Raw genomic sequence first — 14,220 nt, forward strand, 5'->3', positions numbered from 1 at the left:
TGCGGTAGGCAAGCTCTGACATCTTCATCCCCCGTAGCATTCGGTTGGGCCACCCCAAGGGACCGCCCAGCTGCTGTGACCGTGATCTTCAACGCCTGATACCACTGTGCCCATGGCACCTCTGGGTTCACTCAACCGTTTTGCAGGATTGCCTCAAGGTTTCCTGTGCACGTCGCCCAGCCGTCGACCCGCCCGCCGGTCCACGGTTGGCGCTCGCCAGGAAGGCGCTCAAGGCGTCCCTCCCGGCCCCTTAGGTCCCTGCGTGTTAAGTTGAATGTCAGGGATCGCACCGATCTGACAAGCAACTCCGGAAAGAGCCCTCACCGTGGAATCGCCTAAGCCCGTACGGATCCTCACCGTCTGCACGGGAAACATCTGCCGCTCCCCCGTGGCCGAACGCCTCCTGCAGGCCGGCCTGGACCAGGTCCTGCCCGGCGGCTTCGAAGTGCGGAGCGCCGGCACCCGCGCCATGGTGGGTTATCCCATCCAGCCGCTCTCGGCCGACATCGTGAACATGTACGGCGGCACGGACAAGGGCTTCGCCGCGCGGCAGCTGACCCCCAAAATCCTCCGCGACACTGACATCGTGCTCACCATGACGTCCAAGCACCGCGGCGAAGTACTCCAACTGGACGCCTCCCTGCTCAAGCGCACCTTCACCATCCGGGAATTCGCGCGGATGCTGGAAGCCCTGGAAGAACGCGACGCCGGCGCTTCCGCCGCTGGTGATCCGGCCGGCGCTGGCTCCGGCCCCGCCGCTGAACCGGCATCCGGCGCGTCGAACGGCAAAGCGCCCGACGCCGGCACCCTGTGGCGCGGCCTGCCCGCCCGCCTCGCCGCCGTCCGGCACCTCGCCCTCGCCGCTGACAGCGCCGACAACGAAGTGGTGGACCCCTACAAACGCTCCCCCGAGGTGTACCGGCAGATGGAAGACGAACTGGCGCCCGCCATCCTCACCATCCTCCGTTACGCCCGGCTCAACACGCCCACATAAACAGGACTTTCGGCGTCGTTCTTTTCCGCATCAGCGGTGGTAGCGTCCGGTTATGGACAACCAGTCTGATCCGGAAGGAGCGGCTGAAAGCAAGCCGCCGCAGGGAAACTTCGCTTGGCTTCCCGCCTGGCTGCGCCGGCAGCCCACCTGGCTCAAGGCGGCCCTGGCCATGGTCCTGGTGATCGCCCTGGGCAGCACCGTATACGCCTTCTCCCAGATGGGACGCGGCGGATCGCCTGCCCCCACCGCCAGCGGGGTGTCGACGGCGGAAGGTGCCACCGCCACCCCGTCACCCACCGAAACGGCCACCGCGCCCGCACCGGCACCGCCCGCGCCACCCGCTCCCGAGCCGCCGCCGACAGCTTTGAACATCCTGCTGATAGGGAGCGACAGCCGCGGTGACTTCCGGGCCGAAGAGGCCCAGGCCGCGGCCGGAACGCCAGCCGACCAGCGCGCGGACGTGCTGATGCTGATCCACATCCCCGCCGACCGGCAGAAGGTCTACGGCATTTCCATCATGCGCGACACGTGGGCCACCATCCCCGGCTACGGCCAGGCAAAGATCAACGCCGGGCTGGAACTGGGCGGCACCCCGCTGATGGTCAGGACCGTGGAGACGCTGTTCAACACCCGGATCGACCATGCCGTGGTGGTGGACTTCAAGGGGCTCTGGGACGCCACCAACGCCCTGGGCGGCGTGGACGTCAACGTCACCGTGCCCTTCACCTCCACGCACGACACCCGCCGCTACTTCCCCGCCGGCATCAACCGGCTCGACGGCGGCGCCGCCCTGGAGTTCGTCCGCGAGCGCTACGCGTTTGCCGACGGCGACTTCCAGCGGATCCGCAACCAGCAGACGTTCCTCAAGGCGTTCATCGGCAAGTTCATGAGCGAGGGCACGCTCAGCAACCCTTCCACGGTGATGCTGCTGGTCAACACCCTCCGGCCCTATGTGCTGGTGGACCCGGGCCTCACCCCGGAGACGCTGGTGCGGCTCGCGTACAGCCTGCGCGAGGTGGGGCCCGAGGACGCCGTGATGTTCCGGCTTCCCGACGGCGGCTTCGGCTTCAGCACCGACGGCCAAGCGATCGTGTACCAGAATCCCGGTGCGGTGGGCGCCATCTCCGCAGCACTCGCCAACGGCACCCTGGCCGACTACGTGGCGGCCAACGGATTCCAGGGCGGGAACTGAGGGGTCGAGGCAACCGGTCCGGGCACACTCCAGCTCCCATCTGCAGGCGATTCGGGCCTACACAGGTGGTTGGTGGAATTTCGGGACTGGGTTTCGGTCGGGCGGCTGGCGCCGCTGAACGGCCGCTCAGGCGTGGCCGCTCAGGTACGGCCGCTTACGCTTAGGCGGTGAGGCTTAGGCGGCGAGGCTCAGGGCACGGCTCTTCCGGCGTGGAGCCGCAGCCGGAGCCAAGTCCGCCGGAGCCAGAACGCTGATGTTGCATTCCGACTGCAGCGGGTCGATGGACGCCGGGAGGTGGTGGGATTCCGAACATGCCTGCAGCTGCTCCATTGCAGCCGGCTCAACACGTGCGTGGCTTACGTCCACCACCAGGTGGAGTCCTTCCTTCAGATGATTTGCCCTCTTCACAACCACATACAGGGCCTGGAGGCTTTTTGCCGTCACATGGCCTTGCGCTGCTACTTCCGCTTCTCCGCAATCGAGGTCGAGCCGTACTAAAACCTTGAGTTTGTCGTTCAAGTGTTTCCCCTATTCACTGCATGGCCGCGACGCTGCGACCTCCATCAGACTAGGGAGCAAATGTGACGCACGCAACACTCTGCGTCACATGCGGCATGAGTAGCGTTATGAACGGCGCGTACCGTTGAACCCGGCTCCGCCTTGGGGTAAGGGTTCGCCTACGATGGAGCCGGTGAAGATTAGGGCGTTTGTGGCGTGGATGGAACGCCGCCAGATCGGCCTGTATCTTGCCTCGATAGTTGCCGGCGGTGCCCTGGGTTTCCTGGCGCCCGGCTCGTCCGGCGCCTTGGAGTTGGCCATCAATCCGGTGCTGGGGCTGCTGCTCTACGCCACGTTCTTGGGGATCCCGTTCGCGTCGCTTAGGCGGGCTGCGCGCGACGTCCGGTTCATGGCCACCCTCCTGGTGCTCAACTTCGCCGTGGTGCCGCTCGTCGTGTTTGGACTGAGCCGGTTCGTGGCCGGGGACCAGGCGCTCCTGGTGGGCGTACTGCTGGTGCTCCTGACGCCGTGCATTGACTACGTCATCGTATTCAGCGGCCTGGCGGGCGGGGCAAGCGACCGGCTGCTCGCCGCGGCGCCGATGCTGATGCTCGCCCAGATGCTCCTGCTGCCTCTGTATCTCCTAGCGTTCGTGGGACCTGGCCTGGTCTCCGCGATCGACCCCGCACCCTTCGTCCAGGCCCTCGTGTGGCTCATCATCGTCCCGCTGGCGCTGGCTGCGCTGACGCAGTGGTGGGCCGGGCGGGAAGGTGCCCCTCCCGCCGTCGGACGTCCCGCCGTCGGACGTTCGGGTGACGGCACCGCCGTCCAACGTCCGGGTGCCCCTCCCGCCGTCGGACGCAAGGTCATGGGCGCCATGCAGGCGCTGATGGTTCCGCTCATGATGGCGACGCTGGCGGTGGTGGTGGGGTCGCAGATCGAGGGAGTGCGCTCGGAGCTGGGGTCGCTGCTGGCCGTGGTGCCGCTCTACGCCGCATTCCTGCTGGTGATGGTTCCGCTGGGCCTGCTCGCGGCCAGGACTGCGCGCCTGGACGCGCGGGCCACCCTGGCCGTGGTGTTCAGCGGAGCGACCCGCAATTCGCTGGTGGTGCTTCCGCTGGCCCTGGCGCTTCCGGAGCCGCTGGCCCTCGCCGCGCTGGTGGTGGTCACCCAGACCCTGGTGGAACTCGTCGGGATGGTGGCGTTTGTGCGGTTCCTGCCGCGGCTCGTGCCAGCCGATTCGCGGCTCCGGCACTGAGGCGTGGACTGGGGCAATTCACGTGAGCTAAGGGCCGGCGGCGCCTGGGGAAGCCTCGGTCTCAGAAGGCTTGTCACCGCCGGCCCAGCTCAACGTGATCCGGAACGATGTCCGGGCCAAGTGATCGGTCTGGCGGATTCTCCCAGGGGGACCGGGTGCTCCTCCGACCGACTTCCTCAAGATTATGGAGCGCCGCCACTGCGTGCTTGAGTGGCCGCTACTTGTCTTTAAGTTGCTGAAGTGACGCAATGTGCAGGACGCTACGCAGGGAGCAAGCGAACCACTCTATCCCCCGGTAGCGAACGCGGGTGCCAGCGGCGGAATAGCTTTATATATTGAGTCAATGACCCAGACTCCAGTGCAGCACCCTGCCGACCACACCCCTGCGGCCGCCGCCCCCGTAGCCCGGAAAGTCCCCACCGAACGGACCCACCACGGCGACACCTTCGTGGACAACTACGAATGGCTGCGGGCCAAGGATTCCGCGGACGTGGTGGAGCACCTCAAGGCCGAGAACGCCTACCAGGAAGCGGTCACCGCCCACCAGGAACCGCTCCGCGAAGCCATCTTCCATGAAATCAAGGCGCGCACGCAGGAGACGGACCTGTCCGTCCCGAACCGCAAGGACGGCTGGTGGTACTACACCCGCTCGGTGGAGGGCAAGGAATACGGCATCCAGTGCCGAGTCAAGGCGCAGAACACCGGGGATCCGGTGGCCGACTGGACGCCCCCGGCGGTGGAGGCCGGCGTCGAACTTCCCGGCGAAGAAGTCCTTCTGGACTGCAACGTGGAAGCCGAAGGCAAGCCGTTCTTCGCCGTGGGCGGCACTGCCGTGACCGTGGACGGCAACCTCTACGCCTACGCCGTGGACAACGCCGGCGACGAACGCTTCACGCTGCGCTTCAAGGACCTGCGCACCGGGGAGATGCTGCCGGACGTCATCGAGAACATCTTCTACGGCGTCTCCTTCTCCCCCGACGGTACGCGCCTGTTCTACACCGTGGTGGACGACGCCTGGCGCCCCTACCAGGTGAAGTCCCACGTGCTGGGCACGCCCGTCACCGACGATGAGGTGGTTTACCAGGAGGACGACGTCGCCATGTGGCTGGGCTTCGACCTCTCCTCCGACCGGCGCCACCTCGTGCTGAGCATCGGCTGCTCGGAGTACAGCGAGACGCGGCTGCTCCGCTTTGACGATTACGACGCCGGGCTCCGCACCGTGATTTCCCGCGACGAACGGGTGCTTTATGAGGCGGAGCCGTTCCTTTTGGCTGGTCCGGACGGACAAAATACTGAGAAAATCCTGGTGACGCACAACCGCAACGCCATCAACTCCATGGTGTCGCTGGTGGACGCGGCCGAGCTCACCAAGCCGCTGGCCGAGCAGGAGTGGACCACCGTCGTCGGGCATTCCGACCAGGTGCGCGTCAACGGCGCGGGCGTCACGTCCACGCACGTCATTGTGTCCGTCCGCAAGGACACGATCGAGCGCGTCCAGGTGCTGGCGCTGGACGGGCTGGGGACACCCGCGCAGGGTGATCCGGTGGAGCCGGCGTTCGACGAGGAGCTGTACACCGCCGGGGTAGCGGGTTCCGACTACGAGGCCCCGGTGATCCGGATGGGCTACACGTCCTACTTCACGCCGTCGCGCGTGTACGACTTTGTGCTGCCGACTCCTGCTTCGCCGGCCGGTGAGCTGCTGCTCCGGAAGGAAAGCCCCGTGCTGGGCGGCTACTCCCCGTCCGACTATGTGGCCACCCGTGAATGGGCGACGGCGGCCGACGGCACCCGCATTCCCCTGTCGGTGCTGCGGCACGCCTCGGTAGCCCGCGATTCCTCCGCGGCCGGGCTCGTGTACGGATACGGCTCCTACGAGCTGAGCATGGACCCGGGCTTCGGCATCCCGCGGCTCTCTCTGCTGGACCGCGGGATTGTGTTCGTCATTGCCCATATCCGCGGCGGCGGCGAGCTGGGCCGGCACTGGTACGAGGACGGCAAGAAGCTCGCCAAGAAGAACACCTTCACGGACTTCATCGCGGCCACGGACTGGCTGGCTTCCTCCGGGTGGGTCTCGCCGTCGCGGATCGCTGCGATGGGCGGTTCCGCGGGCGGCCTGCTGATGGGCGCCGTGGCCAACCTCGCCCCGGAGAAGTACGCCGCCATTGTGGCCGCCGTGCCGTTCGTGGACGCGCTGACCACCATCCTGGATCCGGAGCTGCCGCTTTCCGCGCTCGAGTGGGAGGAATGGGGCAACCCGATCACGGACCCCGAGGTGTACGCGTACATGAAGTCCTACACGCCGTACGAGAACGTTGGCGCCCTGCCGTACCCGAAGATCGCGGCCGTGACCTCGTTCAACGACACCCGCGTGCTGTATGTGGAGCCGGCCAAGTGGGTGCAGGCCCTGCGTGCGGTTTCCACCGGCGAGGAGCCGATTGTGATGAAGATCGAGATGGACGGCGGCCACGGCGGAGCGTCCGGCCGGTACGTCCAGTGGCGCGAACGGGCCTGGGACTACGCCTTCGTGGCAGACTCCGTGGGGGCTGTGGAGCTGCTGCCGGGGGCCGGGGTTAAGTAGGTTTCCCCTGCGTCGATTGCTCCGTAACTGCCGTTCTGAGCCCTCAAAACGGCAGTTACGGAGCAACGGACGGGTCAGGCCTGGGCCGGATCCAGCGGCTTGGGAACGATGGGCTGGTCGTTGGCTGTGAGGTCGATGCCCAGATCCTTGGCGAACACGAGCCGCGTGTCCTTGTAGATTCCCGGGTGGCTCTCGTCCAGCTCGAAGACGCGGGCCCCGCGCAGGCGGTTCCGCTCAGCGCCGTCCAGGCCGTAGGCGCCGAACCCTGTTCCGGGGGCGTAGCCCAGCTGGACACCGTAGTAGTTGCCCACGTAGGTGTTGACGTGGTCGTGCCCCACGAAGTACCCGAGCATATCGCCGCGCTCCAGGAAGGCGTTGAACAGGCCGGAGTTGATGGGGCCGGGGCACTCGTCCTCGTTCCGCTCCCCGACAATGTTGTGCTTCGTGAGCGCCCGGGCGTGATCTGCCTCTGTCCGCGAGTCGAGGCTGGCGAACCACATGTTGCGGTGCTCGTGGAGCGCGATATGGCCCCACATGAGGGACGGGACCTTCTTGCCGTACTTCTGCTCGGTGGCGATGGACTGGTTCCGGTACCAGGTCACCTGGTCCATGCGTACCCAGTCCCAGTCCGGGTAGCCCGCGAAGTCCTGGCCGTTGATGGTGTCCGGGGCGTAGCGGCCGGTGTCGATGAGCCACAGCCCGAAGGCCGGAGCCTTGGTGCGGGAGGACTGCACGAGGAGCTGCGAGTTGGACGTGCCGGTCAGTCCGGGCACGGAGTCTGCGTTCACGTTGTACTGGTAGCTCTGCAGGAACTGAAGCATCTTGGCTTCGGTCATGCCCGTCTTCTGCGCGGAGTCTTCGTCGTGGTTGCCGAAGGTCACCGCCCACGGGATCTGCCGGCTTTCCATGGGCTGGACTACGTGGTTGAGCGCCTGCTTGACCTCGAGTTCGGACTCCATTCCGCCGTTGACCACATCGCCGTTGATCACCACGAAGTCCGGCTTTTCCGCCTCAAGGGTCTTGTCCATAAGTTCGATGGTGCGGCGGTCCGTCTGCTCGTCGTCCTGGGTGTCGTTGAACTGGACAATCTTGAACTTGCCGTCCGGGCGGAAGGCGAGGGTCGGCTTGGGAGCCTTGGCGCCGGGCGCTGCCTGGCTCCCCGTTGCTGCGGCCACGGTGATGCCGAGCGCCCCCAGCGTTCCGGCAGCAGCCAGCGCCGCCCGCCTGCTGAGCTTGGCCTGGTGGATGGTGGTGTTCATTGAGACCTCTCCGGTGATGCACTGATGCGGCCTCAGTACCGGGCCGCGGATATGCCCAGACAGTAGGAGAGGGAAGCGTCCCGGCTTCAAACAAGTGGTGAACGCACAGTGCCGGCCGGTGGAGGTCATGAGGCGCGCGGACGGTCCCGGCGCCGTGCCGCCCACTCAGTACTGAGCATGGCGTAGACAACTTCCGTGGCCCATTCGCCCTTGTACCGCCATTTGTCCACGTGCCTGCCCTCCAGGCGCATGCCCAGCCGCTCGCAGATGGCGGCCGACGCCGTGTTCAGTGCGTCCAGCTTGGCGTCGATCCGGTGGAAGCTCAGGCCCTCGAAGCCGAGCTTGAGCATCGCCTCCGCAGCCTCGGTGGCGTAGCCGTGGCCCCGCGCACCGGGAGCCAGGCTCCACCCCACCTCCGCCTGGCCGAAACCAGGCAACCACTTGAGCACCACTTCGCCGATGAGCCCGGGCGAGTCGGCCGCCTCAATGGCAAGCGCCACCCAGTCGCCTTCCTTCTCGAAAACGAAGTTCGCGTAGTTGCCCACCCGCTCCATGCATTGCGTGTAGCTCTTGGCCGGACCGGGCAGGAACCGGGCTGTCGCAGGCAGCGAGTGGTAGGCGTGGAAGGCATCGAGGTCGCCGGCTTCGAAGCGGCGCAGGATCAGGCGGCCAGTGCGGATGGGCAGTCGGATGTCCGGCATGGTTCGAGCGTACCCGTGAGCCAGAGGTTGAGCCCGCCGCTACGATTCGCTTGGCCCCAGGGGCTCAGCCGGTTCCGCCGCTGCCGGCTCACCCTCAGCAGACTCGCCGTCGGAACGCTGCCCGCGCTCTTTGAGCTCAACGAAGAACGTATGGGTGTCGGTTTCTCCGATGTTTTCACCGGAGTGGTGCTGTGCCGGCAACCACCGCGCAGCTCCCGCGGGCAGTTCCACTTCCACGGACGCGCCGTTTGAGGAAATGCGACGCCGGAAGGCACTGAGCGTAATCATCACGCTGTCGGGGTGGTTGTGCTCAGTGGTCCGATGCCCTGGTGTATCCACGTACTCGAGAACCCGGACCCGGTCGTTTTCAAAAGCCACCCGGTAACTCTCCGGGTTCGTCTCTACAGGATCGTTCGCCATGGACGGACTGTACGCCTGTGCTGGCGCCACCTGCCAGAGGCCCCCGGCGCACGCCCACAGAACCAAGCCCGTGACCCGGGAAACTAACCATGCTTACTATTGTGTGCAGCCCGTTTCCAGCAGGTTCAACCGAAGGAGCAGACATGTCGCTACGCAAGGGAACATCCGTGGAATGGAACACGCCCCAGGGACCAACCCACGGCAAGATCGTGGAGAAGAAGACCAGCGACTTCGAGCTGGACGGCAACAAGCACCGGGCCAGCGAGGAGGAGCCCCAGTACGTGGTGGAGTCCGCCAAGACCGGTGCCCGCGCCGCCCACAAGGCGTCCGCCCTGACTGAGAAGGACTAGGGGCATGCCGGCCCAGCAGCACCACGACGTCCTGGTCATTGGCGGCGGAAACGCCGGAATCTCCCTGGCGGCCCGCCTGCACCGCTACGGCGTTACCGACATTGCCGTGGTTGAGCCGAAGGACCACCACCTCTACCAGCCCCTGTTTTCGCACATCGCCGGCGGCCGCGCCACGGCGTCCGAGGCGATCCGGCCGCAGTCCACGGTCACGCCGTCGGGGGTGAAATGGATCCGGGACGGCGCCGCCGGCATCGATGCCGCCGCCAACAACGTGACGCTCGCCTCCGGCGACACCGTGACGTACGGACAGCTGGTGGTGTGCCCCGGCCTGCAGCTGGACTGGGACAAGGTGCCCGGCTTGGCCGACGCCGTCCACTCACCGCACGGCGCCTCCCACTACGAGTTCGAGCTGGCGCCGAAAGCCTGGACCCTGCTGAGCACCCTGAAGTCCGGCACCGCGGTGTTCACCATGCCGGCCGGGCCCATCAAATGCGGAGGTGCCGCACAAAAGCCGATGTATCTGGCGTGCGACTACTGGAAAGAACAGGGCGTCCTCGACGACATCCGCGTCGTGATGGTGCAGCCCTACCCCACCGTCTTCGGCGTCCCGGGCGTGGACGAGGAACTGGACCGGAAGGTGGCCGAATACGGCATCGAGCTGCGGCTCAACAGCGAACTGGTCTCAGTGGACGCCGGGGGCCAAAAAGCGAGCATCAGGAACAACGGCGCCACCGAGGAACTCAGTTACGACGTCCTGAACGCGGTCCCGCCGCAGTCAGCCCCAGACTGGCTCAAGCGCACCGATCTGCCGGCGCCCGGGGATGGCGGCGGTTTCGTGGAGGTGGACCCGGAGACGCTCCGTCACGTCCGCTATCCGAACGTCTGGTCCCTGGGCGACGCCGCCGGCACCACCAACTCCAAATGCGGCGGCGCCCTGCGCAAGCAGACCAAGGTGCTGGCCAAGAACCTCGTGGCCGCGCGCAAGGGAGAACCGCTGAAGGAGAAGTACAACGGCTACGCGGTGTGCCCGTTCACCGTGTCGCGGTCAACAGTGGTCTTCGCCGAGTTCGACGACCAGTACCGGCCGATGCCCACCATCCCGAAGGTCCCCACGTGGAAGGAAAGCCGGGCTTCGTGGGTGGTGGACCGCGACATCTTCCCGCAGGTGTACTGGAACCTCATCCTGAAGGGCCGCGCCTGACTAGTGAGAGAGCGTCTCGGAAATTGCGACGAAAAGTGAGAGAGCGTCCCAGGAAACGCGACGAAAAGTGAGAGAGCGTCCCGGTTAGGAAGCGGAATGTACGACGGCGGCGGTCGCCTCCGCGATGGCGCGCTCCTCGTCCGTGGGAACCACCAGGACGGGAATGAGCGAGGCAGCGGTGGAAATCACCCGCGGTTCCTTGGACCGCTGGCTGTTCAGCCCGGCGTCGAGCTCTATGCCCAGTGCGCCCAGCTTGTCCGCCACCAGCGTGCGGAACTGGTGCGAGTTCTCGCCGATGCCGGCAGTGAACACCAGCGCCTTCGCCCCGCCCACGGCCACGTGGTACCCGCCGATGTACTTGGCCAGCCGGTAGGACGCGACGGCGAGCGCCGTGGTTGCGCGGGCGTCGCCGGCTTCGGAGGCCTCCACCACGGAGCGCATGTCGTTGTTTCCCGCGAGCCCCTTGAGCCCGGATTCGCGGTTGAGCAGGGAGTCGATGTCCTCGGTGGACCAGCCGGCGCGGCCCAGGAACACCAGGATGGACGGGTCCAGGTCGCCCGAGCGCGTGCCCATCACCAGGCCCTCCAGCGGGGTGAAGCCCATGGAGGTGTCCACTGACTGTCCGCCGCGGATGGCCGTGACGGAGGCGCCGTTCCCCAGGTGGGCGATCACGCCGTCGAACTCGTCCACCGGGAGATCCAGCAGCGCCGCAGCCTGGTGCGAAACGTACTCGTGCGAGGTGCCGTGGAAGCCGTAGCGGCGGATTCCGTGGTTGGTGTACAGCGAGTCCGGCACGGCGTAGCGCCAGGCGTGCTCGGGGAGCGTGCGGTGGAAAGCGGTGTCGAACACGGCAACCTGCGGCATGTCCGGCCACTTCTTGGCGATGGCGCGGATGCCCAGCACGTTGGCGGGATTGTGCAGCGGGGCCAGCGGGTTGAGCCGTTCGATGGCACGGGTGATCTCGTTGTCGATCAGCACGGGCTCGCCGAAGCGTTCGCCCCCGTGCACCACCCGGTGGCCCACGGCATCCAGGGTCCGCTCCCCCAGCACCTCGTGGATGGCGGCGTCCACCTGCTCCAGGGCTTCCGCGTGGTCCCGCGGGCCCTCGATCTCGCCGTCACCTTCACCGCCGTTGCCCATGCCGATCTTTTCGATCAGCCCCTCGGTCAGGACGCTGTGGGATGCCACGTCCCGCACCTGGAACTTTAGCGAGGACGAACCGGAGTTGATGACGAGGACGAGCACTGGGCCTCCTAAGCCTTGGCTGCTGCGGTGGTCGGTGGAAGTTCGATCGTAGCGTCATTGCATCGGGCGCGGCGGGCGCTTAGAGTCGGCGGACCAATTGGACTACGTACGGAGGGCTTTTCCATGAGTGACAAGAAGGACCCCACGGGCGTCGAAGGCGCCAACCCGGCCCTGGACGACACGGGCAACGTCAAGGCCGCCGAAGTGGGCGAGTCCCCCGAGCCGCCCGAGAACGTGGAGGACCTGGACCTCACGCCGGCGGGCCTGGCGGACGAGCCGGCCAAGCAGGAAGACGAGGCCAGCCCGGCAGAGCCGGAAAATAGCTAGAGCCGGAAAACAGCTAGAGCCGGCGAGCAGCTGGCCGGCGCCGCCCCCGCCTACGCATGCGCAGCGGCGGCCGCCGGCTCGGCTGCCGGCTCCACGGACTGCGCCTGCACGGCCGTGATGGCCACCGTGTTCACGATGTCCTCCACCGTGCAGCCGCGGGAGAGGTCGTTCACCGGCTTGCGGAGCCCCTGCAGGACAGGCCCGACGGCGACCGCCCCCGAGGACTGCTGCACCGCCTTGTACGTGTTGTTGCCGGTGTTCAGGTCCGGGAAGATGAACACGGTGGCCTGCCCGGCGACGGACGAACCCGGCATCTTGGACTGCGCGATCGCGGCATCCACGGCGGCGTCGTACTGGATGGGGCCTTCGACGGCGAGGTCCGGGCGGCGCGCCTTCACCACTTCAGTGGCCTGCCGGACTTTGTCCACCGCCTCGCCGGTGCCGGACCCGCCGGTGGAGTAGGACAGCATGGCCACCCGCGGATCCACGCCGAACTGCGTGGCTGTCTCCGCCGAGGCCAGCGCAATGTCCGCCAGCTGCTCGGCGTTCGGGTCCGGGTTGACCGCGCAGTCGCCGTACACCAGCACCCGGTCCGGCATCAGCATCAGGAACACCGAGGAGACGATCTTCACGCCGTCGCGGGTCTTCACGAACTCCAGTGCCGGGCGGATGGTGTGGGCGGTGGTGTGCGCGGCGCCTGAGACCATGCCGTCCACTACGCCCAGCTGCACCATCATAGTGCCGAAGTAGCTTCCGTCCAGCATGACCTCCAGCGCCCGGGCCAGGTCCACGCCCTTGTGCGCGCGCAGCTCCGCGTACTTCTCGGCGAACTGCTGGCGCAGCTCGGAGGTGGCGGGGTCCACGATGGTCATGCCGGAGAGGTCGATGCCCTGCGTGGACGCCAGCTCCCGGACCTCCGATTCGTTGCCCAGGATGGTGAGGTCGCAGACGTCCCGCCGGTGCAGGATTTCCGCGGCGCGCAGGATCCGCACGTCGTTGCCCTCGGGCAGCACGATGTGCCGGCGCTGCAGCCTGGCCCGCTCGATGAGGTCGTGCAGGAACCGCAGCGGCGTCATGCGTTCCAGCCGCGGCAGGTGCAGGCGCTCCACCAGCTCGGCCTCGTCCACGCGCCTGGCCCACAGCCCCACGGCCGAGGCCACCTTGCGGCGGTGCCCGGACCAGATTTCGCTGCGGACCTCGGACACCTGCTTGGCGGTGGTGTAGGTATCGTCCGGGCCCGCGAACACGGGGAACGGCGCCTGCGCCAGCAGCGAATAGATGTTGGCGTCCGGGGCCAGGCCGCCGGTGAGGATGATCGCTGACGGCACCGGGAACTCAGCCGAGAACGACGACGCCAGGCACGCGACCATCACGTCCGCACGGTCACCGGGGACGATCACCAGCGCGCCGTCGTCGAGCACGTGCAGGAAGTTGGCCACGCTCATGGCCGCGACCTTGATGGAGCGGACGTCGCGTTCCATGTCCTGCCGGCCGGCCACCTGGCGGATCCCCAGGGCGGCGGCCACCTCGCCGGTGGTTGGCCGGGCGATGTCCTCCAGTTCGGGGAAGACGTACACGGGACGGCCGGACGCGCCGGGTTTCACCGCCGCCACGATCCCGTCCACGTCCTCCGGGTCGGCACGGTTCACCATGATGGCCAGCAGGCTGCAGCGTTCCGCCGCCAGCTCCTTGCGTGCAACCTCGACGGCGTCGGCCGCCTCCGCGACGGTGCGCCCCTTCGCGCCCACCACGGCCACCACGGACGCGGCCAGGTTGTTTGCGAGGCGGGCGTTGAGGTCAAATTCGACGGCGGCATCCTGGCCCGTGAGGTCGGTGCCCTCCACGATCACCACGTCGCAGTGGCGGGACATCTCGGCGAAAATCTCCACGCAGCGGGCGTCGATCTCCGCCCGGTTACCTTCGGCCAGCAGGGAACGGACCTCTGTTGCCGTGAGGCCGCCGCGGCAGCGCTGGTCATCGAGGTCGAACCGGGATTTCATCAGCGCCACCATGGGGTCCGACGCGGCGTCCGGGCCGTGGACCACGGGTTTGAAGAAGCCGATGCGGTCCGCGTGCCGGTGCAGCGTGTCCGCAAGCCCCAGCGCTATGAGCGACTTACCGGATCCCGGTGTGGTCGCGCTGACATAAATCCCCTTGGCCATGGTCCGCCCTTAGGTTGTGACGTGGTGGTGCTCCG

Annotated in this window: 13 protein-coding genes; 7 read left to right on the forward strand and 6 right to left on the reverse strand. The window is 67.1% G+C overall.

The genetic code is table 11. The features are described 5' to 3' along the window. The first annotated feature begins 325 nt into the window (after positions 1-325). Both RW112_RS04850 and RW112_RS04855 read left to right on the forward strand, forming a co-directional pair. A complete protein-coding gene (locus RW112_RS04850; RefSeq protein ID WP_317780642.1) occupies positions 326-994 on the forward strand; it encodes a low molecular weight phosphatase family protein in 669 nt (222 codons plus the stop codon). Between the two features lie 52 nt (positions 995-1,046). Then, on the forward strand, positions 1,047-2,186 hold the full coding sequence (locus RW112_RS04855; protein ID WP_317780644.1) for an LCP family protein: 1,140 nt from the start codon (positions 1,047-1,049) through the stop codon (positions 2,184-2,186). A 174-nt stretch (positions 2,187-2,360) separates the two neighbouring features. Here RW112_RS04855 and RW112_RS04860 read toward each other — a convergent pair whose 3' ends face one another. Then, positions 2,361-2,705, reverse strand: a complete 345-nt coding sequence (locus RW112_RS04860) for a hypothetical protein (protein ID WP_317780645.1) — start codon at positions 2,703-2,705, stop codon at positions 2,361-2,363. A gap of 163 nt (positions 2,706-2,868) precedes the next feature. On the opposite strand from RW112_RS04860, the gene RW112_RS04865 reads away from it, so the two are divergent. Both RW112_RS04865 and RW112_RS04870 read left to right on the forward strand, forming a co-directional pair. After that, positions 2,869-3,942, forward strand: coding sequence for an arsenic resistance protein (locus tag RW112_RS04865; RefSeq protein WP_317780646.1), 1,074 nt, complete (start codon positions 2,869-2,871; stop codon positions 3,940-3,942). A gap of 343 nt (positions 3,943-4,285) precedes the next feature. Beyond that, positions 4,286-6,520, forward strand: coding sequence for a S9 family peptidase (locus tag RW112_RS04870; protein WP_317780647.1), 2,235 nt, complete (start codon positions 4,286-4,288; stop codon positions 6,518-6,520). A gap of 74 nt (positions 6,521-6,594) precedes the next feature. On the opposite strand, the gene RW112_RS04875 is transcribed toward RW112_RS04870, so the two are convergent. From RW112_RS04875 to RW112_RS04885, 3 genes are all read right to left on the reverse strand, one after another. After that, positions 6,595-7,779 (reverse strand): metallophosphoesterase family protein, encoded by a 1,185-nt coding sequence (locus RW112_RS04875; protein ID WP_317780648.1) that lies wholly within the window; start codon positions 7,777-7,779, stop codon positions 6,595-6,597. 125 nt (positions 7,780-7,904) lie between these two features. Then, positions 7,905-8,480 (reverse strand): GNAT family protein, encoded by a 576-nt coding sequence (locus tag RW112_RS04880; RefSeq protein WP_317780649.1) that lies wholly within the window; start codon positions 8,478-8,480, stop codon positions 7,905-7,907. A 39-nt stretch (positions 8,481-8,519) separates the two neighbouring features. Further along, positions 8,520-8,900, reverse strand: coding sequence for a cytoplasmic protein (locus RW112_RS04885; RefSeq protein WP_317780650.1), 381 nt, complete (start codon positions 8,898-8,900; stop codon positions 8,520-8,522). 143 nt (positions 8,901-9,043) lie between these two features. Here RW112_RS04885 and RW112_RS04890 point away from each other — a divergent pair, with 143 nt between their 5' ends. After that, complete coding sequence (locus tag RW112_RS04890; protein ID WP_305942042.1) at positions 9,044-9,250, forward strand: DUF2945 domain-containing protein; 207 nt, start codon at positions 9,044-9,046, stop codon at positions 9,248-9,250. Between the two features lie 4 nt (positions 9,251-9,254). Further along, on the forward strand, positions 9,255-10,451 hold the full coding sequence (locus RW112_RS04895; protein WP_317780651.1) for an FAD/NAD(P)-binding oxidoreductase: 1,197 nt from the start codon (positions 9,255-9,257) through the stop codon (positions 10,449-10,451). A gap of 84 nt (positions 10,452-10,535) precedes the next feature. Here the strand turns inward: RW112_RS04895 and RW112_RS04900 are convergent, their stop codons facing one another. Beyond that, complete coding sequence (locus tag RW112_RS04900; protein WP_317780652.1) at positions 10,536-11,696, reverse strand: acetate kinase; 1,161 nt, start codon at positions 11,694-11,696, stop codon at positions 10,536-10,538. A 123-nt stretch (positions 11,697-11,819) separates the two neighbouring features. Between RW112_RS04900 and RW112_RS04905 the strand changes: the two genes are divergently transcribed. Beyond that, positions 11,820-12,023 (forward strand): hypothetical protein, encoded by a 204-nt coding sequence (locus RW112_RS04905; RefSeq protein ID WP_317780653.1) that lies wholly within the window; start codon positions 11,820-11,822, stop codon positions 12,021-12,023. Positions 12,024-12,073: 50 nt separating this feature from the next. On the opposite strand, the gene pta is transcribed toward RW112_RS04905, so the two are convergent. After that, positions 12,074-14,185: a phosphate acetyltransferase gene (gene pta, locus RW112_RS04910; protein WP_317780654.1), complete on the reverse strand. Its 2,112-nt coding sequence runs from the start codon at positions 14,183-14,185 to the stop codon at positions 12,074-12,076. Between the last annotated feature and the right edge of the window lie 35 nt (positions 14,186-14,220).

The sequence above is a fragment of the Arthrobacter sp. B10-11 genome (assembly GCF_033142195.1).
Taxonomy (GTDB): domain Bacteria; phylum Actinomycetota; class Actinomycetes; order Actinomycetales; family Micrococcaceae; genus Arthrobacter; species Arthrobacter oryzae_C.

Bases quoted from the DNA above. Each gene is read 5' to 3' on its own strand.
- RW112_RS04855 (WP_317780644.1), top strand. From the start codon at position 1,047: ATGGACAACCAGTCTGATCCGGAAGGAGCGGCTGAAAGCAAGCCGCCG.
- RW112_RS04865 (WP_317780646.1), top strand. From the start codon at position 2,869: ATGGAGCCGGTGAAGATTAGGGCGTTTGTGGCGTGGATGGAACGCCGC.
- RW112_RS04870 (WP_317780647.1), top strand. From the start codon at position 4,286: ATGACCCAGACTCCAGTGCAGCACCCTGCCGACCACACCCCTGCGGCC.
- RW112_RS04875 (WP_317780648.1), bottom strand. From the start codon at position 7,779: ATGAACACCACCATCCACCAGGCCAAGCTCAGCAGGCGGGCGGCGCTG.
- RW112_RS04880 (WP_317780649.1), bottom strand. From the start codon at position 8,480: ATGCCGGACATCCGACTGCCCATCCGCACTGGCCGCCTGATCCTGCGC.
- RW112_RS04885 (WP_317780650.1), bottom strand. From the start codon at position 8,900: ATGGCGAACGATCCTGTAGAGACGAACCCGGAGAGTTACCGGGTGGCT.
- RW112_RS04890 (WP_305942042.1), top strand. From the start codon at position 9,044: ATGTCGCTACGCAAGGGAACATCCGTGGAATGGAACACGCCCCAGGGA.
- RW112_RS04895 (WP_317780651.1), top strand. From the start codon at position 9,255: ATGCCGGCCCAGCAGCACCACGACGTCCTGGTCATTGGCGGCGGAAAC.
- RW112_RS04905 (WP_317780653.1), top strand. From the start codon at position 11,820: ATGAGTGACAAGAAGGACCCCACGGGCGTCGAAGGCGCCAACCCGGCC.
- pta (WP_317780654.1), bottom strand. From the start codon at position 14,185: ATGGCCAAGGGGATTTATGTCAGCGCGACCACACCGGGATCCGGTAAG.